The sequence below is a fragment of the Pseudomonas sp. ARP3 genome (assembly GCF_001029595.1).
In the GTDB taxonomy this organism is placed as follows: domain Bacteria; phylum Pseudomonadota; class Gammaproteobacteria; order Pseudomonadales; family Pseudomonadaceae; genus Aquipseudomonas; species Aquipseudomonas rhodesiae.
In genome coordinates this window covers 198,311-222,451 of record NZ_LEKF01000002.1, presented here as the reverse complement: position 1 = coordinate 222,451, position 24,141 = coordinate 198,311, and the positions used below count along the sequence as shown (strand labels likewise).

At 61.8% G+C, this 24,141-nt stretch carries 17 protein-coding genes; 11 read left to right on the top strand and 6 right to left on the bottom strand.

Translation table 11 applies throughout. The annotated features are described in order from the left end of the window. Positions 1 to 26 precede the first annotated feature (26 nt). Entirely contained in the window at positions 27 to 752 is a 726-nt protein-coding gene (locus tag ABX75_RS02830) for a DUF4123 domain-containing protein (RefSeq protein ID WP_047881428.1), read from the top strand. Here the strand turns inward: ABX75_RS02830 and ABX75_RS02825 are convergent. Next, entirely contained in the window at positions 738 to 2,015 is a 1,278-nt protein-coding gene (locus ABX75_RS02825) for an O-acetylhomoserine aminocarboxypropyltransferase/cysteine synthase family protein (RefSeq protein ID WP_034095548.1), read from the bottom strand. The two genes, ABX75_RS02830 and ABX75_RS02825, sit on opposite strands and share 15 nt — an antisense overlap. A gap of 175 nt (positions 2,016 to 2,190) precedes the next feature. Between ABX75_RS02825 and ABX75_RS02820 the strand changes: the two genes are divergently transcribed. Continuing rightward, positions 2,191 to 3,027 (top strand): 23S rRNA (adenine(2030)-N(6))-methyltransferase RlmJ, encoded by an 837-nt coding sequence (locus ABX75_RS02820; RefSeq protein ID WP_034111472.1) that lies wholly within the window; start codon positions 2,191 to 2,193, stop codon positions 3,025 to 3,027. A 69-nt stretch (positions 3,028 to 3,096) separates the two neighbouring features. Here the strand turns inward: ABX75_RS02820 and msrA are convergent, their stop codons facing one another. The 4 genes from msrA to aceE all read right to left on the bottom strand — a co-directional run bounded on the left by msrA (position 3,097) and on the right by aceE (position 11,137). Further along, positions 3,097 to 3,744 carry a peptide-methionine (S)-S-oxide reductase MsrA gene (gene msrA / locus ABX75_RS02815; protein ID WP_034095550.1) on the bottom strand — a complete coding sequence of 216 codons (648 nt, stop codon included), beginning with the start codon at positions 3,742 to 3,744 and terminating at the stop codon, positions 3,097 to 3,099. Positions 3,745 to 3,816: 72 nt separating this feature from the next. Then, entirely contained in the window at positions 3,817 to 6,513 is a 2,697-nt protein-coding gene (locus ABX75_RS02810; protein WP_047881427.1) for a bifunctional diguanylate cyclase/phosphodiesterase, read from the bottom strand. A 314-nt stretch (positions 6,514 to 6,827) separates the two neighbouring features. Further along, positions 6,828 to 8,480, bottom strand: coding sequence for a dihydrolipoyllysine-residue acetyltransferase (aceF, locus tag ABX75_RS02805; RefSeq protein WP_040265826.1), 1,653 nt, complete (start codon positions 8,478 to 8,480; stop codon positions 6,828 to 6,830). An 11-nt stretch (positions 8,481 to 8,491) separates the two neighbouring features. Then, positions 8,492 to 11,137: a pyruvate dehydrogenase (acetyl-transferring), homodimeric type gene (gene aceE, locus ABX75_RS02800; protein ID WP_003187985.1), complete on the bottom strand. Its 2,646-nt coding sequence runs from the start codon at positions 11,135 to 11,137 to the stop codon at positions 8,492 to 8,494. Positions 11,138 to 11,520: 383 nt separating this feature from the next. Here aceE and glnE point away from each other — a divergent pair, with 383 nt between their 5' ends. Genes glnE through ABX75_RS02760 form a run of 8 tightly spaced genes read left to right on the top strand, consistent with a single transcriptional unit; the run spans position 11,521 to position 21,465 of the window. Next, entirely contained in the window at positions 11,521 to 14,460 is a 2,940-nt protein-coding gene (glnE, locus tag ABX75_RS02795) for a bifunctional [glutamate--ammonia ligase]-adenylyl-L-tyrosine phosphorylase/[glutamate--ammonia-ligase] adenylyltransferase (protein ID WP_034111476.1), read from the top strand. Positions 14,461 to 14,515: 55 nt separating this feature from the next. Further along, entirely contained in the window at positions 14,516 to 15,550 is a 1,035-nt protein-coding gene (gene waaF, locus ABX75_RS02790) for a lipopolysaccharide heptosyltransferase II (protein ID WP_034095554.1), read from the top strand. Position 15,551: 1 nt separating this feature from the next. Continuing rightward, positions 15,552 to 16,613, top strand: a complete 1,062-nt coding sequence (waaC, locus tag ABX75_RS02785) for a lipopolysaccharide heptosyltransferase I (RefSeq protein ID WP_034095555.1) — start codon at positions 15,552 to 15,554, stop codon at positions 16,611 to 16,613. Then, positions 16,613 to 17,737, top strand: a complete 1,125-nt coding sequence (locus ABX75_RS02780; protein WP_047881426.1) for a glycosyltransferase family 4 protein — start codon at positions 16,613 to 16,615, stop codon at positions 17,735 to 17,737. Before waaC ends, ABX75_RS02780 begins: the two co-directional genes overlap by 1 nt. Beyond that, on the top strand, positions 17,734 to 18,540 hold the full coding sequence (gene rfaP, locus ABX75_RS02775) for a lipopolysaccharide core heptose(I) kinase RfaP (RefSeq protein WP_034095557.1): 807 nt from the start codon (positions 17,734 to 17,736) through the stop codon (positions 18,538 to 18,540). Before ABX75_RS02780 ends, rfaP begins: the two co-directional genes overlap by 4 nt. Beyond that, positions 18,540 to 19,274 (top strand): lipopolysaccharide kinase InaA family protein, encoded by a 735-nt coding sequence (locus ABX75_RS02770; RefSeq protein WP_047881425.1) that lies wholly within the window; start codon positions 18,540 to 18,542, stop codon positions 19,272 to 19,274. The genes rfaP and ABX75_RS02770 overlap by 1 nt, the downstream gene beginning before the upstream one ends. After that, positions 19,271 to 20,023, top strand: coding sequence for a lipopolysaccharide kinase InaA family protein (locus tag ABX75_RS02765; protein WP_047881424.1), 753 nt, complete (start codon positions 19,271 to 19,273; stop codon positions 20,021 to 20,023). Before ABX75_RS02770 ends, ABX75_RS02765 begins: the two co-directional genes overlap by 4 nt. Next, on the top strand, positions 20,023 to 21,465 hold the full coding sequence (locus ABX75_RS02760; protein ID WP_047881423.1) for a lipopolysaccharide kinase InaA family protein: 1,443 nt from the start codon (positions 20,023 to 20,025) through the stop codon (positions 21,463 to 21,465). The genes ABX75_RS02765 and ABX75_RS02760 overlap by 1 nt, the downstream gene beginning before the upstream one ends. A 12-nt stretch (positions 21,466 to 21,477) precedes the next feature. On the opposite strand, the gene ABX75_RS02755 is transcribed toward ABX75_RS02760, so the two are convergent. After that, positions 21,478 to 23,577, bottom strand: a complete 2,100-nt coding sequence (locus ABX75_RS02755; RefSeq protein ID WP_047881509.1) for a TonB-dependent receptor — start codon at positions 23,575 to 23,577, stop codon at positions 21,478 to 21,480. 184 nt (positions 23,578 to 23,761) lie between these two features. Between ABX75_RS02755 and ABX75_RS02750 the strand changes: the two genes are divergently transcribed. Beyond that, on the top strand, positions 23,762 to 24,118 hold the full coding sequence (locus tag ABX75_RS02750) for a YceK/YidQ family lipoprotein (RefSeq protein ID WP_034111482.1): 357 nt from the start codon (positions 23,762 to 23,764) through the stop codon (positions 24,116 to 24,118). Positions 24,119 to 24,141 lie beyond the last annotated feature (23 nt).

The window sequence follows — 24,141 nt, the reverse complement described above, 5'->3', positions numbered from 1 at the left end:
TTTTCAACCCAAGGAGTTTCGCCCCAATGGATCAACCTCTATCGCCCAGTGCTTGGCTCGCACAGTGGCCTCTGCAGCCCCATGAGCAACTGTTCGCGGTGCTGGGCAATGCCAGCGATGCCCAGCCGTTCGAGGCTTGGCAAGGTGTGGCGGCGGGTGCGCGACCGCGCTCGGTCTGGGCGGGCACGGCTTATGCGGATTGGACGCAGGTTATGCCTTATCTCGCACAAGTCGAGCCCGGCAGCGCCTTTCTCGATTGGGTGGCGAACACCCAGACCGAGGACTGGGGTTGGCTGGCGGTGTCGTCCAGCCCGGCGGACGTGGTACTCGCTCATCTGCAAGGCTTGACCCAAGTGAAACTGCCCGAGGGGCCGCCGGTGTTCCTGCGCTTTTGGGACGGCACGCAGTTCTTGCCGCTGTTGCGGCAATTGGGCGGTGAGGCGGGGCAGGTGCTGCCGGTGTTTCAGCGCTATCTGATCAATGGGCAACCCCAGGCCGTTGCAACGGGGCCGGTTACTACCGCCAAGGCCAGCCCCTGGTGGCAGGTGCCAGCATCGTTACTGGAGCATCTGGCCGAACAATCGCCGCAAACCCTGATCGACAACCTGCTGCAATGGCTTGAGGAGCAGCGCCCGGACCTCTACACCGCCTTCACGCCTGCGACCTTGCAGCACAAGGTCGCTTACTTCGCTCGTGGTTCGACGGTGACCTATGCAGCGCTGACGGACTACCTCGCCTCAGAGGCGAGTTGAGGCCAGTGCCTGCTGCAAGTCGTCGATCAGGTCTTCAATGGCTTCAATACCGACCGACAGGCGAATCATCTCCGGTTTCACGCCAGCCTTGGCTTGCTCCTGCTCATTCATCTGCCGATGGGTGGTGGAGGCCGGATGGCAGGCCAGGGATTTGGCGTCGCCGATATTCACCAAACGTTTGAAAATCTGCAGCGCGTCGTAGAAGCGCACACCCGCGTCATAGCCACCCTTCAGGCCGAAAGACAGGATCGCCGAGGGTTTGCCCTGCATGTATTTTTGCGCCAGCCCATGGTGCGGATGTTCTGGCAGGCCCGCGTAGCTGACCCATTCCACCTCGGCATGCTCCTGTAGAAACTGTGCAACCTTGAGCGCGTTCTCGGTATGGCGTTCCATGCGCAGGGCCAGGGTTTCCAAGCCTTGCAGCAACAGGAAGGCATTCATCGGCGCCAGGGCCGCACCGGTATTGCGTAATGGCACGGTACGCGCGCGGGCGATGAACGCGGCGGGGCCGAATTTTTCGGTGTAGACCACGCCGTGATAAGCCGGCTCGGGCTGGTTGAGACCGGGGAATTTTTCCGGGTACTGGGTCCAGGGGAAAGTGCCACTGTCGACGATCACACCGCCGAGGGAGTTGCCATGTCCGCCGATGTACTTGGTCACCGAGTGCACCACGATATCGGCGCCGAACTGGATGGGTTTGCACAGGATCGGGGTGGCTACGGTATTGTCGACCATCAGCGGCACGCCTCGGGCGTGGGCCACCTTGGCCAGGGCTTCCAGATCAATGATATTGCCCGCCGGATTGCCGATGCTTTCGCAATACACCACTTTGGTCTGGTCGTCGATCAGCTCGGCAATGGCCTCGGCGGAGTCGTCCCGGGCGAACCGCACGTCCACACCGAAGCTGGGCAATAGGTGGGCGAATAAGGTGTAGGTGCCGCCGTAGAGCTGCGGCGTGGTGACGATGTTGTCGCCAGCGCGGGTCAGGGTCTGGATTGCGTAGTGAATCGCCGCGCTGCCCGCCGACACCGCCAGGCCCGCGATGCCACCTTCGAGGGCGGCGATACGTTGCTCCAGTACGTCATTGGTAGGGTTCATGATGCGCGTGTAAATGTTGCCGGGCACATCCAGGTTGAACAGGTCGGCCCCGTGCTGGGCGTTATCGAATTCGAAAGCCACGTTTTGGTAGATCGGCACGGCCACGGCCTTGGTGGTCGGGTCCGACTTGAAGCCGTGGTGCAGGGCGAGGGTGGCGTCTTTCATGATGGCAATTGACCTCCTTGGATTGGGTGCTCGCCACAATAAATCCGCGCTCATGGAGACATTTAGATTTTTTTCAGTCCGCTCCCTGCTTTTAGGGCATAAGCACCGCCCGGCATGCCGCCCTGCACCTTTGCCCGTGTAGAAGGTAAACTTCGCCCCCTGCGCAGGAGCAACCATGAATTATCGTCACGCCTTTCACGCCGGCAACCACGCCGATGTCTTCAAACACCTGACCTTGACCCGCCTCATCGCCCTGATGTCGCGCAAGGAGCAGCCGTTTGCCTACCTCGATACCCACGCGGGCATCGGCCTGTACGACCTGCAGGGCGATCAGGCCAACCGTACCGGCGAATACCTCGAAGGCATCGCGCGCCTATGGGGCCGGAACGATCTGCCGCCGCTGACCGCCGACTACATGCGCGTGCTGCACGAGATGAACCCGGACGGCCAGTTGCGCTACTACCCCGGTTCGCCGGAGCTGGCCCGACGCCTCACGCGCCCGCAGGACCGTGTGCTGCTCAATGAAAAACACCCCGAAGACGGTGTGTTGCTCAAGGACAACATGAAGGGCGACCGTCGGGTCAAAGTGCATTTGGGCGAAGGCTGGCATGTGCCGCGAGCGTTGCTGCCAGTGCCGGAAAAACGCGCGTTGATGCTGATCGACCCGCCGTTCGAAAAACTCGACGAGATGCAACGCTGCGCGGCATCCCTCAAGGAGGCGGTCGGCCGCATGCGCCAGACCGTGGCGGCGATCTGGTACCCGGTCAAGGACCAGCGCATGTTGCGTCGCTTCTATCAGGACCTGGCCGGCACGGGGGCGCCGAAACTGCTGCGCGTGGAACTGCTGGTGCATCCCCTGGACACGCCCAACACCCTGACCGGCTCGGGCCTGGCGATTGCCAACCCGCCATGGGGCTTGGAGGAAGAACTGCGTGAGCTGTTGCCGTGGCTGTCCAAGCAACTGGGTCAGACCCAGGGCGGGTGGCAGATGGATTGGCTTATAGCTGAGTAGCTGTGAGTTGCAAGCTTCAAGCTGCAAGTGAGAGCAGAAAACACCACTTGCAGCTTGCCGCTCCGAACGTCAGATCGGGCAAACCACGCCTGTTCCGCCAATGCCGCAATAGCCCTGCGGGTTTTTCGCCAGGTACTGCTGGTGATACGCCTCGGCGAAATACACCGTCGGCGCCTGGTCGATTTCGGTGGTGATCTGGCCCAGGCCGGCCTTGTTCAGTTCGGCCTGATACGCCTCGGCACTGGCCTTTGCAGCCTCCAGTTGTTCCGGTGTGGTCGCGTAGATCACCGAACGGTATTGGCTGCCGATGTCGTTGCCCTGGCGCATGCCCTGGGTCGGGTTGTGCAATTCCCAGAACATCTTCAGCAGGTCTTCGTACTTGACCTTGGCTTGGTCATAGACCACCAGCACTACTTCGCTGTGGCCGGTCAGGCCGGAGCACACTTCTTCGTAGGTCGGGTTGGGCGTGAAGCCGCCGGCATAACCCACCACGGTGCTGACCACGCCGTCGCGCTGCCAGAATTTGCGTTCTGCGCCCCAGAAGCAACCCAGGCCGAAGATCGCAAAGCCTACGTCATCGAGGAATGGGCCCAGTAATGGGTTGCCATTGACGAAATGCGTCTCTGGCAGGCTCATCGGGGTGTCACGACCAGGCAATGCTTGTTCTTGAGTAGGCAGCACGTTTTTGTTCACCAGAATTTCCGAGCGCAAGACCATGATCAGTCCTCTCGTCAGGTTGAGTGATGGTAAAAATTCAGACAGCCAGTGTGCCCGAGTGTTACAGCGATGTCAGGCGATTGGGCCGCGCGGGTAGCGTTTGAGCATCGCCGGCAGCTCTGCCCCGGGGATCGGCCGATCGAACAGGTACCCCTGGCCAACATCGCAGCGGTGCCGCCGCAGAAAGGCCAGTTGCTCGGCGGTCTCGATGCCTTCGGCGACCACCTTGAGCTTGAGGTTGTGCGCCATGGCGATCACGGCGGAGGTAATTTCCATGTCGTCCTGGTTGTCCGGGATCTCGTGGATAAAGCTGCGATCGATCTTGATGATGTCGATGGGGAATTTTTTCAGGTAACTGAGGGACGAGTAACCGGTGCCGAAGTCGTCCATGGCCAGGGTCAGGCCAAGACTCTTCAACTGGTCCAGTTGCAGGCGCGTGTCTTCGGTGGCTTCCAGCAGCAGGCCTTCGGTCAGTTCCAGCTCCAACAGGTTGGCCGGCAACTCTTCTTCCTTGAGGATTGTGGCGATCGAGGCTACCAGATCCGGGTCGGAGAACTGCTTGGGCGACAGATTGATCGCCACCTGTAAGTCGCCCAGGCCGGCAGCGCTCAGTTGCTTGCTCATGCGGCAGGCCTGGCGGGCGATCCATTTGCCGATGGGGATGATCAGGCCGGTCTCTTCGGCCACGCTGATGAACTGATCCGGGCGGATCATGCCCTTTTCCGGATGGTTCCAGCGCAGTAACGCCTCCATGCCCAATAAGCGACCGCTGCGCAGGCACAGCTTTGGCTGATAGAACACGTCCAGCTCGTTCTGCGTCAGGGCGCGGCGCAGGTTGTTTTCGACGAACAGTTTGTAACTGGCTTCGGCATTGAGGGCCTCGGTGAACACCTGCACCTGATGTTTGCCGTTGGCTTTGGCCTTATGCAGTGCCAAGCCGGCGTTACGCATAAGGGTCTGCGGGTCGCGGCCATGCAGCGGCGCGCAGGCCAGGCCCACGGAGCCGGTAACGCTGATCAACTGGTTGTCGACGAACATCGGTTTGTCGAGGGTCGCCAGTAACTGGCTGGCCACTTGTTGACCGGCCTCCAGATCGGTTTCATCCAGCAGCACCGCGAACTCGTTACTGGCAAAACGCGCCAGGCTGCCGCTGCTGGTCAAGCTGTTGCGCAGGCGCCGGGCCAGGCTGATCAGCAACTTGTCGCCGGTCTGGTGACCGAGGCTGTCATTGATGCGCTTGAAATTGTCGATATCCACCAGCAGCAGGCTGATCGGGCTGTCGCTGTCGCGGGCGAAGCGTTCGTCGAGGTTGCGGATGAACGCCGGGCGGTTGCCCAGGTTGGTCAGGTTGTCGGTGTACGCCAGACGCTCGATGCGCTGCTGGGCCAGCTTGGTCTGGGTGATGTCTTCGTAGATGCCGATGTAGTGCGTCAGCTCACGGTTGTCGCCATATACCTTGGAGATCGACAACTGCCCCCAGTAGGGCTCCAGGTTCTTGCGGCGGCTCTTGAACTCGCCCTGCCAGCTGTTGCTCTTGGCCAGGCTCGACGGCGCGTCGAACAACAATTCGCTGAGGTTCTCCAGGGCCGGTAACTGCGCCAGGCGGTGGCCGTGGACTTCTTCGGCGCTGTATTGGGTGATCGCGGTGAAGCTGGGGTTGACGTACTCCACTACGCCGTCGCAATTGACCAGCAGGAAGGCGTTGGCGCTTTGCTCCACCGCGCGCTGGAACAGGTGCAGGGCGCTGGTGGCGGTACGGCGGTTATGGTTGTTGATCACTTGTGCAAACTGGTCTGCCAGCTCGCCGGCAAACGCGATTTCGTCGGCCTGCCAGGCGCGGGAACTGCCGCCCTGTTCGAGGCACAGTACGCCGACCACCTGGCCATCGACGCGGATACTGGCGTCGAGCATGGCGTGTATATCTTTGGCGCGCAGGTTTTCGGCCATTTCACGGGTGCGCGGGTCGCGCATGGCGTTGGTGGCATCGATGGCGCGGCTGGTGTGCAAGGCTTCCAGATAATCCGGGAAGCAACTGGCGTCGATAGGGTCGGGCAAATGGTGCTGCTGGTCGGCGCGGTGATAGGCCGAAATCGGCACCAGGCGCTGGCCTTCAAGGTTCCAGATACTGGCGCAGTCGAGCTGATAGATTTCGCAGGCGCTGCGGGTGATCAGCTCGGCGGCTTCCTGCAGCGAATTGTTGGCGGTGTAGCGTTGGCGGGCCAGCAGCAGGATCAGCTCCTGCTGGGCGCGCACCCGTTCCAGGTGCTGCAATTGTTCCTGCTGGGCCCGCTGGTTGAGTTCCAGGGCGATCTGCAGGCGGCTGTTCTGGCTCTCCAGGTCGTCCGAAGAGGGCAGGGGCGAAGGCACTTCACTAAACAGCCCGTCGACCACCATCAGGTAACCGCGCAACAGATGACGATTGTGTTGTTTATAGGCTTCGCCCATTTCCAGCAGGCTTAGAGGGCCGTCGTTGGTGTGCAGGGTATAGCGCACCAGATAGTGGGGGCTCAGGGTCAACTGCTGCTGGATGTTGTCGTGCAATTGATAGCGGGCCTGGGGCTCCATCAGGCTGGCGTAGGGGGTGCCGATCAGGGCACACAATTCGACCGCCGGCAGACCGAATTGGCGCTCGCAGTTGGGGTCGAGGTAGAGCAGGGCCCAGCTTGCCTCATTAAGCCGCTCGAAACGCAGCATACCGAGGCGCGAAGGCACCGGTAATTGCGTGACTACCTCGGCCGCCGTACGGGCGACATCGGGTTGGCTTTTCATGGGGGAAACTCACTTGAAATAACGCGCACGGCGCCGGGCTCACGCCCTCTTTTCTGTTGCCTGCGGCAAGGTTGCATCATGCGGCGCGGGCTGACAAGAGAGGATGAAGGCTAAGTGCTATATGGGGGTTATCGGCCGCGTGGGCGATTTCTACAGTCGTGCTGACAGAAGGTGTACAAACCTGTTCTCTCTGTCCAATTTTTGCCGTTGGACGCGCAAAAAAAGCCCCGCCAAGTGGCGGGGTTGAGGTACGAGCGTGGCGCTCGGAAATCGATGCAAACGGGCCTTCCGAGTAAAAGAAGGCCCGTTACGGCTTACAGCAAAATGGTGCGGATGTCGTTCAGCAATTGGCTCAGGCGCTGCGTGAAGCGTGCAGCGGCGGCGCCGTTGATCACACGGTGATCGTAGGACAGCGACAGTGGCAGCATCAGCTTCGGCTGGAACGCTTTGCCGTCCCAAACCGGTTGGATAGTGGCCTTGGACACACCCAAGATCGCCACTTCCGGCGCGTTGACGATTGGCGTGAAGCCAGTACCGCCAATGTGGCCGAGGCTGGAGATGGTGAAGCAAGCACCCTGCATATCGTCCGGGGTGAGCTTCTTGTCGCGGGCCTTGGCGGCCAGTGCAGCCGCTTCGGCAGCCAGTTGCAGCAGGCTCTTTTGGTCAACGTTCTTGATGACCGGCACCAGCAGGCCATCAGGCGTGTCGACGGCAAAGCCGATGTGCACGTACTTCTTGCGAATGATCGCCTTGCCGCTTGGCGCCAACGAACTGTTGAAGTCCGGCAGTTCCTTGAGCAAGTGCGCACAGGCCTTGAGCAGCAGCGGCAGTACGGTCAGCTTGACGCCAGCCTTTTCGGCCACGGCTTTCTGCGCAACGCGGAATGCTTCCAGGTCGGTGATGTCGGCCTGGTCGAACTGAGTGACGTGAGGGATGTTCAGCCAGCTGGCGTGCAGACCTGCCGCACCGATTTGCATCAGGCGGGTCATCGGCACTTCTTCGGTTTCGCCGAAGCGGCTGAAGTCCACGGTACGGATCGGCGGGATGCCCGAACCACCGGTCGCGCCGCCGGCAGCTGGCGCTTCCTTGGCCTTTTGCATCATGGCTTTGACGTAAGCCTGCACGTCTTCCTTCAGCACGCGACCGTGAGGGCCGGTGGCCGCGACGGCACTCAGCTCAACGCCGAATTCACGGGCCAACTGACGCACGGCCGGGCCAGCGTGAACCTTGGCACCACTTGGCGCAGGCGCGGCAGCGGCTGGGGCTGGTGCGGCCTCGGCTTTGGCAGCCGGTGCGGGTGCAGCAGCCGGAGCCGGCGCGGCTTCAGCTTTGGCAGCCGGCGCCGCGGCCGGTGCAGCAGCTGCGGCAGGCGCGGCGCCTTGTACCTTGAGCTTGAGGATGAAGTCACCGGTGCCGACTTCGTCTTCCAGCTTGACCGCGATGCTTTCCACCACGCCGGCAGCCGGCGATGGGATCTCCATGGAGGCCTTGTCGGACTCCAGGGTGATCAGCGACTGATCGGCTTCGACGGTGTCGCCGACCTTGACCAGCAGCTCGATGATCTTGGCTTTGCCCGACGAGCCGATGTCCGGAACGTGAATGTCCTGAACGCTGGCGGCAGCCGGTGCAGCGGCCGGGGCCGGTGCTGCTGGGGCCTCGGCGGCGGCAGGCTTTTCGGCCGGCGCGGGTGCGGCAGCGGCAGCAGGGGCCGCCGCAGGCGCCGCATCGGCGGCACCTTCGATTTCCAGCTCCAGCAGTTCGTCGCCTTCTTTCAGGCGGTCGCCCAGCTTGACCTTCAGGCTCTTGACCACACCGGCCTTGGGAGCAGGAATTTCCATGCTCGCCTTGTCCGATTCAAGGGTCAGGATGCTCTGGTCGGCTTCGACGGTGTCGCCGACCTTCACAAACAGCTCGATTACTTCACCTTCACCGCTGCCGATGTCAGGTACGCGAATGAGTTCGCTCACAAAAAGTCTCCTCAGCAGTCCAGTGGGTTGCGTTTTTCCGGGTTGATCCCGAACTTGACGATGGCGTCAGCCACCACCTTGGGTTCGATCTCACCACGGTCAGCCAAGGCTTCCAGGGCTGCCAACACCACGAAGTGACGGTCGACTTCGAAGAAGTGACGCAGCTTCTTACGGCTGTCACTGCGGCCGAAACCGTCGGTGCCCAGGACTTTGAATTCCTTGGACGGGACCCACTGGCGAATTTGTTCGGCAAACAGCTTCATGTAGTCGGTAGAGGCGATGACCGGGCCCTTGCGGCCGGCCAGGCATTCTTCGACGTAGCTCTTCGCTGGTTTCTGACCCGGATGCAGGCGGTTGCTGCGCTCTACGGCCAGGCCGTCGCGACGCAGTTCGTTGAAGCTGGTAACGCTCCACACGTCGGCGCCGACGTTGAATTCGTCACGCAGGATCTTCGCCGCTTCACGCACTTCGCGCAGGATGGTGCCGGAGCCCATCAGTTGGACGTGGTGGGCCGCTTCCTTGGTGTCTTCTTCGAGCAGGTACATGCCCTTGATGATGCCTTCCTCGACACCGGCCGGCATGGCTGGCTGCTGGTAGGACTCGTTCATCACGGTGATGTAGTAGAAAACGTCCTGCTGCTCTTCGGTCATCTTCTTCATGCCGTCCTGGATGATCACCGCCAGCTCGTAGCCGTAGGTTGGATCAAAGGTGCGGCAGTTCGGGATGGTGGCAGCCAGGATGTGGCTGTGACCGTCTTCGTGTTGCAGGCCTTCGCCGTTCAGCGTGGTACGGCCGGCGGTGCCGCCGATCAGGAAGCCACGGGTACGGCTGTCGCCCGCTGCCCAGGCCAGGTCGCCAATGCGCTGGAAGCCGAACATCGAGTAGAAGATGTAGAACGGCAGCATCGGCTGGTTATGGCTGGAGTACGAAGTACCGGCGGCGATGAAGGAGCTCATGGCGCCCGCTTCGTTGATGCCTTCTTCGAGGATCTGGCCCTTCTTGTCTTCCTTGTAGAACATCACCTGGTCTTTATCGACTGGCTCGTAGAGCTGGCCGACGGAGGAGTAGATGCCCAACTGACGGAACATGCCTTCCATACCGAAGGTACGGGCTTCGTCCGGGATGATCGGGACGATGCGCGGGCCGATGTCCTTGTCCTTGACCAGCTGCGCGAGAATCCGCACGAAGGCCATGGTGGTGGAGATTTCACGGTCGCCCGAACCGTCAAGGATGGCCTTGAGGGTGCTGAGGTCAGGCGTCGGTACGCTGAAGCTGTTGGCGCGGCGCTGTGGCACGAAACCGCCCAGTGCGGAGCGGCGCTCGCTCAGGTAGCGGGCTTCGGCGCTGTTCGGCTCCGGCTTGAAGAACGGCAGGTTCTCCAGTTCTTCATCCTTGACCGGGATGTCGAAACGGTCGCGGAACAACTTCAGGCTGTCGACATCGACTTTCTTGGTGTTGTGCGCGGTGTTTTTCGCTTCGCCGGCACCGGTGCCATAACCCTTGATGGTCTTGGCCAGGATGACGGTCGGTTGTTCTTTGTGGTTGACCGCTTCGTGGTATGCCGCATAGACCTTGTACGGGTCGTGGCCGCCACGGTTGAGCTTCCAGATCTCGTCGTCGGACAGGTCGGCAACCATCGCCTTGAGTTCAGGCGTGTTGAAGAAGTGTTCACGCACGAACGCGCCGTCTTTGGCTTTGTAGTTCTGGTACTCGCCGTCGATGACTTCGTCCATGCGACGTTGCAGGATACCGTCGACGTCCTTGGCCAGCAGTGGGTCCCAGAAACGGCCCCAGATGACTTTGGTCACGTTCCACTGCGCACCGCGGAACACGCCTTCGAGTTCCTGGATGATTTTGCCGTTGCCGCGAACCGGGCCGTCGAGGCGCTGCAGGTTGCAGTTGATGACGAAGATCAGGTTGTCCAGTTTTTCGCGGCCGGCCAGGGAGATGGCGCCCAGGGATTCCGGCTCGTCACACTCGCCGTCGCCCAGGAAACACCAGACTTTTTGCTTGCCTTCAGGGATGAAGCCGCGGGCTTCCAGGTACTTCATGAAGCGCGCCTGGTAGATCGCCTGGATCGGGCCCAGACCCATGGATACGGTCGGGAACTGCCAGAAGTCCGGCATCAGCCAAGGGTGCGGGTAGGACGACAGGCCCTGACCGTCGACTTCCTGGCGGAAGTTGTTCATTTGTTCTTCGCTGATGCGGCCTTCCATGAACGCACGGGCGTAAACGCCTGGGGAGGTGTGGCCCTGGAAGTAGATCAGGTCGCCGCCATGTTCGTCGGTCGGGGCCTGGAAGAAGTAGTTGAAGCCGATGTCATACAGGGTTGCGCTGGAAGCGAAGCTGGAGATGTGACCGCCCAGGTCCGAATCTTTCAAGTTCGTGCGCATTACCATCGCCATGGCGTTCCAACGTACCAGCGAGCGAATGCGGCGTTCCATGAACAGGTCGCCAGGCATGCGTGCTTCGTGGGTAACGGGGATGGTGTTGCGGTATGGCGTGGTGATGGCGTAAGGCAGTTGCGAGCCGCTGCGGGTCGCGAGTTCGCCCATACGGGTCATCAGGTAGTGAGCACGGTCTTCGCCTTCTTTGTCGAGAACCGATTCCAGGGCGTCCAGCCATTCCTGGGTTTCGACGGGATCGAGGTCTTGCATGGCTTGCTCCAGGGCGGAAAGGCTACCAGAATCGGTTGCCTGAAGTTTGCGACTGGCCTTGTGGGCAGACGACATAAATTCTTGGATGGCCGAAGGTTGCTTCGGCGTCCTGTAGTTTTACTACAAATCGTCGGCCATTTCAGCCTTTCGAATGTATATACGAGTAGTAAAACTACACAAGACTGAGCGTATGGCTCGGTCTGGCTGGTGAGCATAATCGTTATTGTTGATCTTTTGCGAACAAGAAAAGGTAGAAGTTTAATGTTGCCTGCCAAAATTAAAGTGTTTTCAGCTATTTCTAACTTTTGTTCGACAGTCCTTCATTCAGCGTGGTGCCTGCACGTCTCGCTACAAGCCTTTTACGCGCCGACCAAGGATAGACCATGAGCCTTCCAACGCTGGCCGAATTGCCGGCCATTCTGCTCCCAGCTGCCCAGCGGGCCGAGCAGTCATTTCGTGACGCAGTGGCCGCGCTGGATGACGATCATGGCCTTTCTGAATGGACGCCGCAACGCTGGGCCGACTTCGCCCGGGTGTGCGCCGCCAGTGATTTCGTTATTGAACAGAGCCTTCGTGACCCTTTGATGTTGCTCGAACTGGCGGCCTGGGGCGAGCTGGACCGTGGTTTCGCACCTGGCGAGCTATGCGGGCAAATTGCTGGCGCGGTGCAACAAGCCGAAACAGAAGATGAGCTGGGCCGTGTGCTGCGTCGCCAGCGTACCCGCCAGCAAGTGCGCATTATCTGGCGTGACCTGACGCGCCAGGCCGATCTGGTGCAAACCTGCCGCGACCTATCCGATATGGCCGACGCCAGCATCGACCAAGCCTACCAGTGGCTGTACCAGCGCCACTGTGTGCAATTCGGCACGCCCACCGGGCGCCGCAGCGGCGAGGCCCAGCACATGGTGATCCTCGGCATGGGCAAGCTCGGCGCGGTTGAGCTGAACCTCTCGTCGGACATCGACCTGATCTTCGCCTACCCCGAAGGCGGCGAAACCGTGGGGGTGAAGCGTGCGCTGGATAACCAGGAATTTTTCATCCGCCTTGGTCAAAAATTGATCAAGGCGCTCGACCCGATGACGGTCGACGGCTTTGTCTTCCGCGTTGATATGCGTTTGCGCCCATACGGTTCGGCCGGTGCGCTGGTACTGAGCTTCAATGCGCTGGAACAGTATTACCAGGACCAGGGCCGCGACTGGGAGCGCTACGCCATGATCAAGGCGCGGGTGGTGGCTGGCGATCAGGTGGCGGGCGCGCAATTGCTCGACATGCTGCGGCCGTTCGTTTACCGGCGTTACCTGGATTTTTCCGCCATCGAAGCGCTGCGCACCATGAAGCAACTGATCCAGCAGGAAGTGCGGCGCAAAGGCATGGCCGACAACATCAAGCTGGGCTCGGGCGGCATTCGCGAAGTGGAATTCATCGCCCAGGCGTTCCAGCTGATCCACGGCGGCCGCGACTTGAGCTTGCAGCAGCGCCCATTGCTTAAAGTGCTCGGCACTCTGGAGGGCCAGGGCTACCTGCCGCCGGCGGTGATCGCCGAGTTGCGCAACGGTTATGAGTTCCTGCGTTACACCGAGCATGCGATCCAAGCGATTGCCGATCGCCAGACCCAGATGCTCCCCGACAGTCCGCAGGATCAGGCGCGCATTGCCTTTATGTTGGGTTTTGCCGATTGGGCCGCGTTCCATGAGCGCCTGATGTATTGGCGTGGCCGGATTGACTGGCACTTTCGCCAAGTGATCGCCGACCCGGATGAAGATGAAGGCGAAGAAAGCGAGCTGGTGGTAGGCGGTGAGTGGTTGCCGCTCTGGGAAGAGTCCCAGGACGAAGACGCCGCCTGCCGGCAGTTGGCCGAAGGCGGTTTCACCGATGCACCCAAGGCACTCAAAGCCCTGGCCAGCCTGCGCGGCAGCCCGCAACTGCGCGCCATGCAGCGCCTGGGCCGTGAACGGTTGGATGCGTTTATTCCGCGCCTGCTGGCCCAGGCCGTCGAGCATGCCAACCCGGACCTGGTGCTGGAGCGCGTGTTGCCGCTGGTCGAAGCCGTCGCGCGGCGTTCGGCATATCTGGTGCTGCTCACCGAAAACCCTGACGCCCTGCGTCGCCTGTTGACCCTGTGCGCCGCCAGCCCCTGGATCGCCGAGCAGATCACGCGTTTCCCGCTGTTGCTGGATGAATTGCTCAATGAAGGGCGCCTGTTCAAGCCGCCGTTGGCGCCGGAACTGGCCGCCGAACTGCGCGAACGCCTTACACGCATCCCCGAAGATGACCTTGAACAGCAGATGGAAGCCCTGCGCCATTTCAAGTTGGCGCATCGCCTGCGTGTGGCCGCCTCGGAAATCGCCGGCAGCCTGCCGTTGATGAAAGTCAGCGATTACCTGACCTGGCTCGCCGAGGCCATCCTCGAACAGGTCCTCGCCCTGGCTTGGCGCCAGACCGTGGCGCGCCACGGCTCGCCGCAACGGCTGGACGGCACCTTGTGCGATCCTGGATTCATCATTGTCGGCTACGGGAAAGTCGGCGGCATCGAGCTGGGGCATGGTTCCGACTTGGACCTGGTGTTTATCCACGACGGCGACCCGCATGCCGAAACCGATGGCGCCAAGCCGATCGACGGTGCGCAGTTCTTTACGCGCCTGGGTCAGCGCATCATTCATTTGCTGACGACCCAGACCAACTCCGGCCAGTTATATGAAGTGGACATGCGCCTGCGCCCGTCTGGCGCATCCGGGCTGTTGGTGAGTTCGTTGGGGGCCTTCGACCGCTATCAGCAAAATGAAGCCTGGACCTGGGAACATCAGGCGTTGGTCCGCGCCCGCGTGCTGGTCGGTAGCCAGGACGTTGGCCAGGCGTTCGAGCAAGTGCGGGCCAGGGTGTTGGGGCGCGAGCGTGACCTGGCGACGCTGCGCCAGGAGGTCAGCGAGATGCGCGCCAAGATGCGCGACAACCTGGGCACCAAGAGCACTGCGGCCGGCACGGGCGCCAATGCCTTCGAAGCCACGGCGCTGTTCGACCTCAAGCAGGACGCCGGAGGTATCGTCGATATTGAATTTATGGTGCAATACGCGGCTTTGGCGTGGTCTGCGCAACATCCATCGTTGCTGCGCTACACCGACAATATCCGCATTCTGGAAGGTCTGGAGCAGGTGGGGTTGATGCCCGCCGCCGATGCCCATCTGCTGCGTGAGGTGTATAAAGCCTACCGTTCCGCCGCGCATCGTCAGGCCTTGCAGAACGAGGCCGGTACGGTGGCCGGGGATCAGTTCGTCGAGGAGCGGCGCCAGGTGATGCGAATCTGGCAGGAACTGGGATTGAGCTGAAGACACTATTAGGGCGGGGAGGCATAAGCCTCCCCGCATCGTTTGTGGAAACTACATGAATATTCTGATCGTTGGGCCCAGTTGGGTCGGTGACATGGTGATGGCACAGACACTGTTCCAGTGCCTGCGCGCTCGCCATCCAGATTGCCAGATCGACGTGCTCGCCCCTGAGTGGAGCCGGCCGATCCTTGAGCGCATGCCCGAAGTGCGCAAGGCCTTGAGCTTTCCGCTCGGCCACGGCGCCCTGGAGCTGGCGACCCGTCGTCGCATCGGCAAATCCATGGCCGGCGAGTACGACCAGGCGATCCTGCTGCCCAATTCGCTCAAGTCGGCGCTGGTGCCGTACTTTGCCGGCATCCCCAAGCGCACCGGCTGGCGCGGCGAATTTCGCTATGTGCTGCTCAACGACGTGCGCACGTTGGACAAAACCCGCTATCCGCTGATGATCGAACGCTTTATGGCGCTGGCGTACGCGCCGGGTGCCGAGTTGCCCAAACCCTATCCGCGCCCGAGCCTGCGGATTGACCCGGTCACCCGCGACGCGGCGCTGGCCAAGTTCGGCCTTAGCCTGGATCGCCCGGTGCTGGCGCTGTGCCCCGGCGCCGAGTTCGGCGAGTCCAAGCGCTGGCCTTCGGAGCATTACGCCAAGGTCGCTGAGATGAAGATCCGCGAAGGCTGGCAAGTATGGTTGTTCGGCTCGAAGAACGACCACTCGGTGGGCGAAGACATCCGCCAGCGTCTGATCCCGGGCCTGCGCGAAGAGGCGGTGAATCTGAGCGGCGACACCTCGCTGGCCGAGGCGATCGACCTGCTGTCCTGCGCCGATGCGGTGGTGTCCAACGACTCCGGCCTGATGCACGTGGCCGCGGCGCTGAACCGCCCGTTGGTGGCGGTGTATGGGTCCACCTCGCCGGGCTTCACCCCGCCGTTGGCCGACAAAGTGGAAGTGGTGCGCCTGGGGCTCGATTGCAGCCCGTGTTTCGAGCGCACCTGCCGTTTCGGCCACTACAATTGCCTGCGCCAGTTGTTGCCGCAGTCGGTCAGCGAAGCCTTGCAGCGGTTGCAGGGCGACGTGGTCGAGGTTCACTGAGTTGCGGGTACTGGTAGTCAAGACCTCATCCCTGGGCGACGTGATCCACGCCTTGCCGGCACTGACCGATGCGGCGCGGGCGATCCCCGGCATTCAATTCGACTGGGTCGTGGAAGAGGGCTTTGCCGAAATCCCCACCTGGCACCCAGCGGTAGACAAGGTGATCCCGGTGGCGATCCGCCGCTGGCGCAAGAACCTCTGGCAAACCTTCAAGAGCGGTGAATGGCGGCGCTTCAAGCAGCGCATCCAGGCGACCAAGTATGACTTGGTGATTGACGCTCAGGGCCTGTTCAAAAGCGCCTGGCTGACCCGTTACGTACGGGCGCCAGTGGCCGGCTTTGATAAAAACTCCGCCCGTGAACCCATCGCGGCGCGTTTTTACTCCCGACGTCTGGCCGTGGCTCGTGGGCAGCACGCGGTGGAACGCTTGCGTCAGTTGTTCGCCGTGGCCCTGGGTTATGACTTGCCCAAAGGCTTGGGCGACTACGGCCTGAGCGTCGACAAGTTGCTCGGCCTGCCACCGAAAAAGCCCTTCGTGCTACTGCTGCACGGCACCACTTGGGACACCAAGCACTGGCCGGAAGCCTACTGGCGCGAGCTGGCCGAACGCATGGGGCGCCTGGGCGTGGACGTGAAGCTGCCCTGGGGCAACGCCACGGAAAAAGCCCGCGCCGAACGCCTGGCTCAAGGCCTGGCGAACGCCGAAGTATTGCCCAAGTTGAACCTGGCCGGCGTGGCTCGCGTTTTGGCCGGCGCCCGCGCTTGCGTGGCGGTGGATACCGGCCTGGGGCACCTGGCGGCGGCGCTGGATGTGCCGACCATCTCCCTGTTCGGCCCCACCAATCCGGGCCTGACCGGCGCCTACGGCAAGGCGCAGATTCACCTGGCCAGCGATTGGTCCTGCGCGCCGTGCCTGCAAAAACACTGTACCTATCAACCGACGGCCGACGACCTGCGTCGATTCGACATCGCGCGCGAATCGCCCCTGTGCTTCACGCGCCTGAACCCTGAGCGTGTGGCAAGCCGACTGAGCACGTTGTTACTGGCTGAGGAACTGCACTGATGCAACTGGCTTTTGTTCTGTACAAATACTTCCCCTTCGGCGGCCTGCAGCGTGACTTCATGCGCATCGCCCTGGAGTGCCAGCGGCGCGGCCATCAGATTCGCGTCTACACCCTGATCTGGGAGGGCGATATTCCGCCCGGTTTTGAAGTGCTGGTGGCGCCGGTCAAAGCGTTCTTCAACCATCGGCGCAACGAAAAACTCAGTGCCTGGATGGAGGCCGACCTGGCCAAGCGCCCGGTGGACCGTTTGATCGGGTTCAACAAGATGCCCGGCCTGGACGTGTACTACGCTGCCGACGGTTGTTTTGAAGACAAAGCACAGAACCTGCGCCATTCGCTGTACCGCAGTTTTGGTCGTTACCGCCACTTCGCCGAATACGAACGTGCGGTGTTCGCCAAGGACGCCAAGACCGAAATCCTGATGATTTCCGAAGTGCAGCAGCCGCTGTTCATCAAGTACTACGACACCCCGGTGGAGCGCTTTCATCTGCTGCCGCCGGGCATCGCCCAGGACCGTCGCGCACCGCCGAACGCCGCCGAAATCCGCGCAGGGTTCCGCAAGGAATTCAACCTGGGCGAGGACGACCTGCTGCTGGTGCAGATCGGCTCCGGCTTCAAGACCAAGGGCGTCGACCGCAGCCTCAAGGCGCTGGCCGCGTTGCCCTCGGAGCTGAAAAAACGCACGCGTCTGTTTGTAATCGGCCAGGACGACCCCAAAGTATTCCAATTGCAAAGCGCCACATTGGGGCTGGGCGATAACGTGCAGTTTCTTAAAGGGCGCAGCGATATCCCGCGTTTCCTGCTGGGCGCCGACCTGTTGATCCACCCGGCGTATAACGAAAACACTGGCACCGTGCTGCTTGAAGCGCTGGTGGCCGGGTTGCCGGTACTGGTCTCGGCGGTGTGTGGTTATGCCCATTACATTGCCGAGGCCGACAGCGGCCTGGTGCTGGATGAGCCGTTCGAACAGGCTCAGTTGAACCAGTACCTGGCGCGCATGTTGACCGATTCTGCACAGCGCGCGGCCTGGAGCCGCAACGGGTTGGCTTTCGCTGAGACGGCCGACCTCTACAGCATGCCGCAGCAGGCTGCGGATGTGATTCTGGCGGAGCCAAAGCCATGAAGTTGATGCTTGCCGAACCCTTCAAGAGCCTCTGGGCCGGACGCGATGCGTTCGCCGAAGTAGAGCGGCTGGAAGGCGAGGTGTACCGCGAACTGGAAGCCCGACGCACCTTGCGCACCGAGGTGGACGGCCGTGGCTACTTTGTGAAGATCCACCGGGGCATCGGCTGGGGTGAGATCGTCAAGAACCTGGTCACCGCCAAGCTGCCGGTGCTCGGCGCCGGGCAGGAATGGCTGGCGATCCAGCGCCTGCAGGAAATCGGCGTGCCGACCATGACCGCCGTGGCCTACGGCGAGCGCGGCAGCAACCCGGCGGACCAGCACTCGTTCATCATCACCGAAGAGCTGGCGCCCACGGTCAGCCTGGAAGACTTCAGCATTGATTGGGTCAAGCAGCCACCGCAGCCGCGCCTCAAGCGCGCGCTGATCGCCGAAGTGGCGCGCATGACCGGCATGATGCATCGCGGCGGGGTGAACCATCGTGACTGCTATATCTGCCACTTCCTGCTGCACACCGACACGCCGATCACGCCTGATCGCTTCAAGTTGTCGGTGATCGACCTGCACCGTGCCCAGACCCGGCCGAAAATCAGCCTGCGCTGGCGCAACAAAGACCTGGCCGCGCTGTACTTCTCGGCGCTGGACATCGGCCTGACCCGTCGCGACAAGCTGCGGTTCCTCAAGGGCTACTTCCAGCAGCCGTTGCGCCAGATCCTGGCCGAAGAAAGCGCTTTGTTGCAGTGGCTGCAAGGCAAGGCCGACAAACTCTACGCGCGTAAACAGCGATACGGGGATGCGCTCTGATGGCGGGCTGGAACCTGGAACCGGCCTATGCCGGCCTGGCGGATGACTTTGGCAGCCTCGACGCGGTGTTCGCCCTGCAAGGCGAGCGGCTGACCCGCGATCCGTTGTCCGAAGTGATCCGGGTAGAGCGCGGTGGGGTCAATTATTATGTCAAGCGCTACGTCGGCGCCGGCAAGGGCTTGCGTCGCTACCTGGGCAAGCCGCGGGTCAAGTCCGAATGGCAGAACCTCAAGCGCTTTGCCAAATGGGGCATTCCCACCGCCGATGTGGTGGCCTGGGGCTTGGAGCGTAAAGGCCTGGCCTATGATCGCGGCGCGATGATCACCCGTGAATTGCCCAAGACCGAAGACCTGTCGGCGCTGGCCGATCGCAACGACCCCCGTCTGCGCGATCCGCGCTGGGTCGATGGGGTCAGCCGCCAGCTCGCCGAATACACCCGCACCATGCACGATCACCGCTTTACTCATAACGATTTGAAGTGGCGCAACCTGCTGATCGACGACCAGCAGACCCTGTACCTGATCGATTGCCCCAACGGCGATTTCTGGCGCGGGTTCTGGCTCAAGTACCGTATTACCAAGGATCTGGCCTGCCTGGACAAGGTGGCCAAATATCACCTGTCGGCCACTCAGCGCCTGCGGTTCTATCTGCAATACCGTCAGCGCCAGCACCTGAGTGCATCGGACAAACAGCGTATTCGCCATGTGGTGAAGTTTTTTGAGGGGCGCGAATGAGTGATTTTGTGGCGGCTGAAGACCGGGTTTTGTTGGAACGCAACGGTCTGGCCACGTTCGACGCCTTGTGGGCCAAACAGCTCGACGCAGTGGACGAACCGAACACCAGTCGCGGCGGCTGGAGCAGCGTGTTTCGCCTGGAGCTGGAGGGGCAGGGGTATTACCTCAAGCGTCAGAGCAACTACCTGACCCGCAGCCTTCATCGCCCATTGGGCGAGCCGAGTTTCTCCCGCGAGTTTCGCAATATCAGCCGTTACCGCGCGTTGGGTATCCCGGCCTTGCAGGCGGCGTTCTATGGCGAACGCAAAGTGGCCGGCGAGTACCGCGCGATGCTGCTGACCCGTGCCCTTGACGGCTGGAACGACTTGGATTCGCTGCTTGAGCAGTGGCCTTCGCTCAGCGATGCCCAGCACCGCGCTATTCTGCGGGCGTGCGGCGAACTGGCGCGCCGGCTGCACGGCGTCGGCCAGGTGCATGGCTGTTTCTACCCCAAGCATATTTTCCTGCAGGCCACCGGCGACGGTTATGCCGCGCAGTTGATCGATCTGGAGAAAACCCGCCCGTTGTTGTTTGGCTGGCGGGATCGGGTCAAGGACCTGGAGCCGTTGCTGCGCCGTTCCCCGCAATGGTCCGACGCACAGGTGCGCCAGCTGCTGGCGGCCTACCTGGACCAACCAGAAGACAGCGCAGAGGTCGCCACTTGGCTGCAACGCCTGACGACCCGGCGCAGCCATAAGGAGAAGCGCTGATGCGTCTGTCGGAGCTGAAAAACGCCGGCCGCACCCCGAGCCTGCCCCTGACCCTGGACCTGGCGGACGCCGCCGGCCCCGGTCAACTGCAACTGTTGAGCCTGTTGCGCGTGTTGCCGGGCGAGCGCTATGTCGGCGCGGCCGTCTGGCGCGGTCGCGCAGTGCTGGCCAAGTTGCTGGTAGGTAGTAAGGCGGCGCGGCATTTTCAGCGTGAGCTCAGCGGTGTTCGCCTGTTGGCCGAACAGGGTCTGACCACGCCGTTGCTGCTTGCCGACGGTTTGCAGCAAGGCGAGGGTGGCTGGTTGCTGTTCGAGTTTATCGAGGGTGCCGAAAGCCTGGCCGATGCCTGGCAGGCGGTCGAAGGTTTGCCGCCCTTGGCTGATGAACAAACCGCGGTGCTCGCCGAAGCACTGGGCGCGATTGCGCAGATGCACGCCAAAGGCTTGTGGCAGGAAGACCTGCACCTGGACAACCTGCTGCGCAAGGACGGCAAGTTGTACCTGATCGATGGCGCCGGAATTCGCGTCGAAGAAGCCGGCAAGCCGCTGTCGCGCAACCGGGTGCTGGAAAACCTCGGGGTGTTTTTTGCGCAATTGCCGAAGAATCTTGAGCCGTTTACCGAAGAGTTGCTGGTGTATTACCTGCTGAGCAACAGCGAACATGCCTTGCCCCTGGAAGCCCTGGAAAAACAAGTACGCAAGGTCAGTGCCTGGCGTTTGAAGGACTTTCTGGAAAAGGTTGGCCGCGAATGCACGCTGTTTAGCGTCGTGCGCGGTGCTTTTGCCTTGCGCGCGATCAGGCGCGAGGAAGTGCCCGCAATGCTGCCGGTGCTGGAGCAGGCCGATGTATTGCTGGACCAGGGCCATTTGTACAAGACCGGCGGTGCGGCCAGTGTGGCCAAAGTCGAGGTGGCCGGTCGGCCGCTGGTGATCAAGCGTTACAACATCAAGGGCTTCGCCCATTGGCTCAAGCGTTTTTGGCGCCCGAGCCGCGCCTGGCATTCCTGGCGCGAAGGCAATCGCCTGGCCTTCCTCGGCATCGCCACGCCCAAGCCGCTGGCGGTGTTGGAGAAGCGCTTTCTCTGGCTGCGCAGCCGTGCGTACCTGATCACCGAATACCTGCCGGGCCCAGACATCATCGAGCGTTTCGCGCCCTACGTTGAACACGGCGACGCGCCGGAAAATGAATTGCAGGCGCTGGATCATTTATTCGCCGAGCTGATCCGCGAGCGCATCAGCCACGGGGATTTCAAGGGCCATAACCTGTTTTGGCACGAAGACCGTTGGGCCCTGATTGATCTCGACGCGATGTGCCAGCACCGCAGTCTCGCCAGCTTCGCCCCGGCCTACGCCAAGGACCGCGCGCGGTTTATGCGCAACTGGCCGCAGGACAGTGCGTTATATCAACTGATCGACCAGCGGTTGCCCAAGCAACCCAGCTGATCGCTCTGACCATCAGAATTGATACTCGGCGCCGGCGCCGGCGTACCACGAACGGCCAGGCGCGGCTTCGTAGTAGCGGTTGTTGCTGTCGCCGACGATCACCGAACCGACGTACTGACGGTCCAGCAGGTTGTCCAGGCGCAGGGTCTGATGGAAGGTCCAGTGCTCGGCCTTCTGCTCGAAGCGCGCTCGCCAGTTGAACACGCTGTAAGCCGGTGCGGCGCGTTGCTGGTTGGTGTCTTCGACGTAGACCTTGCTGCGGTACAGCCCTTCGATGGCGGTGCTGACCCAGTCTCGCGGTTTCCAGTTCAGCTCGGCAAACAGCGTGGTCTGCGGTACACCGGGGAGGTAGTTACCTTTATCCACGGGGTTGCCGCCGCCCGTGAAGTCGCTGTCGTAGGTGGCTTGCAGGCGCGTATACGCGAGTTGGGTGCTCCACTGTTGCGTCAGCTGGCTTTCGATGCCCAGCTCGAAGCCACGGCGGAGGGTGCGCCCGGCGTTTTGGTAAGTGGTGCGCCCGCCGCTGGATTGCTGGACCACCAACTCGTCTTCGGTGGTGATCTGGAATACCGCAGCGTTAAGGCGGGTGTCCTCGCCGACCCGTGCTTTCAGGCCCACTTCATATTGCGTACTCACCGATGGCTTGAGCGCGAAATTGAAACCATTTGAACCGCTGGAATACGCCGACTCCGCTTGTGTCGGGGTTTCGAAGCCTTTGCCGGCGCTCACATAACCGTGCAGGTCGGGTGTGAAGGCATACATCACGCTGACCGACGGAGTGTTCTTCTGGTAGGTCTTGCTGCCGCTGTCGTCACCGTCGCTGAGGAAATGGTCATCCACCTCCATCTTCATGGTGCTATGGCGTACGCCGGCTTGCAGAGTCCAGTCGCCCAGCAGCCAGTTGGCTTGTACGAATGGGTCGAGGCTGGTAGCGGTGTCGACTTCATCGCGGCCCAACGCACCTTTGACGCCATGCACGCCGTTGAGGGTGTTGGAATAGCCTTGGCGGTCATCCTCGCTGCGGTCGTAGTCGAGGCCGGCAATCAGGGTCAGGTCGCCCGGGGCGCTGGTGATGGGTTGCAGCCAGTGGATGGAGCCGCCGTAGAACGTGCGGTCGAATGCCACCACACCGCCGCGTGTATTGGCAGGGTTTGTCGCGCCACTGGCGAACTTGTCGGGGATCGACAGGTACTGAATCACGCTGCGCCGCCCCGTATACCCATTTACCTGCAATGTCGCATCGCCGAAATACCGTTCGTAATTCATCCCCAATTGCTGATGGTCGATGCTCTTGCGCGTGTTGTACGTGAGTGCGTTGGCGCTTACCGAGCGTGGATCGGCTTTGTAGGCGGCCCACGTCTGCCCTAGCGGATCTTGCGTGCCGTTTTGTTCCAGGCTGCTGTAGATCAGCGCCAGTTTGCTGTCGTCGTCGGGCTGGACATTGAGTTTGGCGAAGGTCTGGTCGCGCCGGGCGCTGCTGTGATCGCGGTAGCCGTCGGTGTCCATGCGCGAGGCATCCAGCACGAAGCCGGCGCCGTCGGTCGCGCCCTCGGCGCTGAGGTGGTTTTTGCTCAAGCCGTCGCTGCCTACCAGGGTTTCGGCGCCAATGCGCGGTGGGCCTTCGCCGTCGCGGGAGAACATCTGGATCACGCCGCCGGCGTTGCTGCCGTACAGGGTCGCTGCCGGGCCGCGCAGCACTTCGATGCGTTCGGCGGTGTCGAGGTTGAACGTGGCGGCTTGGCCCTGGCCGTCTGGGGTGCTGGCAGGGATGCCGTCGGCGATGAGTTTGAGGCCGCGCACGCCGAACGCCGAACGGGCGCCAAAGCCGCGTGAGGAAATCTGCAGGTCCTGGGCGTAGTTCTGGCGGTTCTGCACCACCAGGCCGGGCACGCGGGCCAGGGCTTCGGAAGCATTGATGCCCAGTTGGCCGTCGCTGATCTGTTCGCGGCTGATGCCGTCCACGGAATACGGCAGCTCAAACGTCGGGCTGGCGCTGCGCGAGCCGGTGACGACGCTGGGGTCGAGGATCAGAACAGTGTCGTCTGCCTGGGCGGTGTCGCACAGGGCAAGCAGGCCGGGCAGCAGCAGGGTAAAGCGGGTGAGGTGGTTCATCAATCGGCCGAAAATCAGTGGCGCTTGGGAAGTAAACGCGCAAAGGGGCGCGAGTTTAGTGAGTCGGGCGATTTTTATCATTCGGGAATCTTCCTACGCGGCTAATCGACACGTCCGTACTGGGACTACATGGCGGGCGGTGCTAGCGTGGCTGTTCCTGAGTAAATAGATCAAAGGAGCGGACATGCGGCATCTATCGAGGGTCATCTGGCTGGTCGCGATACTGGCATTGGCCGGTTGCGGCACGATCAACACCGTGTTCCGCCCCGACGCCGTGGCCAGTCAGAATCTCAAGGACTCGCGCAGCCATTGCGAAAACGTGCCGCGCATCTACAGCGGCGTGATGTACGGGTTTTGTACGCTCAACGGTGAACCCAAGCCTGAAAGAAGCCTGAACGATCCAAGCCTGTCGAACAGTAGCGGCAACGCTCTACCGATCATCGCCATCGAATTCCTGGGGTCCGGCGTGCTGGACACCCTGGTCCTGCCTTACACGATCTACCGCCAGAACAAAGACGGCAGCATCGAGATCTACCGCTAGGCCCACTTGCCGCTTGCCGCTAA

Bases quoted from the DNA above. Each gene is read 5' to 3' on its own strand.
- ABX75_RS02770 (WP_047881425.1), top strand. From the start codon at position 18,540: ATGGCGGGCTGGAACCTGGAACCGGCCTATGCCGGCCTGGCGGATGAC.
- ABX75_RS02825 (WP_034095548.1), bottom strand. From the start codon at position 2,015: ATGAAAGACGCCACCCTCGCCCTGCACCACGGCTTCAAGTCGGACCCG.
- msrA (WP_034095550.1), bottom strand. From the start codon at position 3,744: ATGGTCTTGCGCTCGGAAATTCTGGTGAACAAAAACGTGCTGCCTACT.
- ABX75_RS02780 (WP_047881426.1), top strand. From the start codon at position 16,613: ATGCAACTGGCTTTTGTTCTGTACAAATACTTCCCCTTCGGCGGCCTG.
- rfaP (WP_034095557.1), top strand. From the start codon at position 17,734: ATGAAGTTGATGCTTGCCGAACCCTTCAAGAGCCTCTGGGCCGGACGC.
- ABX75_RS02750 (WP_034111482.1), top strand. From the start codon at position 23,762: ATGCGGCATCTATCGAGGGTCATCTGGCTGGTCGCGATACTGGCATTG.
- ABX75_RS02765 (WP_047881424.1), top strand. From the start codon at position 19,271: ATGAGTGATTTTGTGGCGGCTGAAGACCGGGTTTTGTTGGAACGCAAC.
- glnE (WP_034111476.1), top strand. From the start codon at position 11,521: ATGAGCCTTCCAACGCTGGCCGAATTGCCGGCCATTCTGCTCCCAGCT.
- ABX75_RS02820 (WP_034111472.1), top strand. From the start codon at position 2,191: ATGAATTATCGTCACGCCTTTCACGCCGGCAACCACGCCGATGTCTTC.
- ABX75_RS02810 (WP_047881427.1), bottom strand. From the start codon at position 6,513: ATGAAAAGCCAACCCGATGTCGCCCGTACGGCGGCCGAGGTAGTCACG.
- ABX75_RS02755 (WP_047881509.1), bottom strand. From the start codon at position 23,577: ATGAACCACCTCACCCGCTTTACCCTGCTGCTGCCCGGCCTGCTTGCC.
- ABX75_RS02830 (WP_047881428.1), top strand. From the start codon at position 27: ATGGATCAACCTCTATCGCCCAGTGCTTGGCTCGCACAGTGGCCTCTG.
- ABX75_RS02760 (WP_047881423.1), top strand. From the start codon at position 20,023: ATGCGTCTGTCGGAGCTGAAAAACGCCGGCCGCACCCCGAGCCTGCCC.
- waaF (WP_034095554.1), top strand. From the start codon at position 14,516: ATGAATATTCTGATCGTTGGGCCCAGTTGGGTCGGTGACATGGTGATG.
- aceE (WP_003187985.1), bottom strand. From the start codon at position 11,137: ATGCAAGACCTCGATCCCGTCGAAACCCAGGAATGGCTGGACGCCCTG.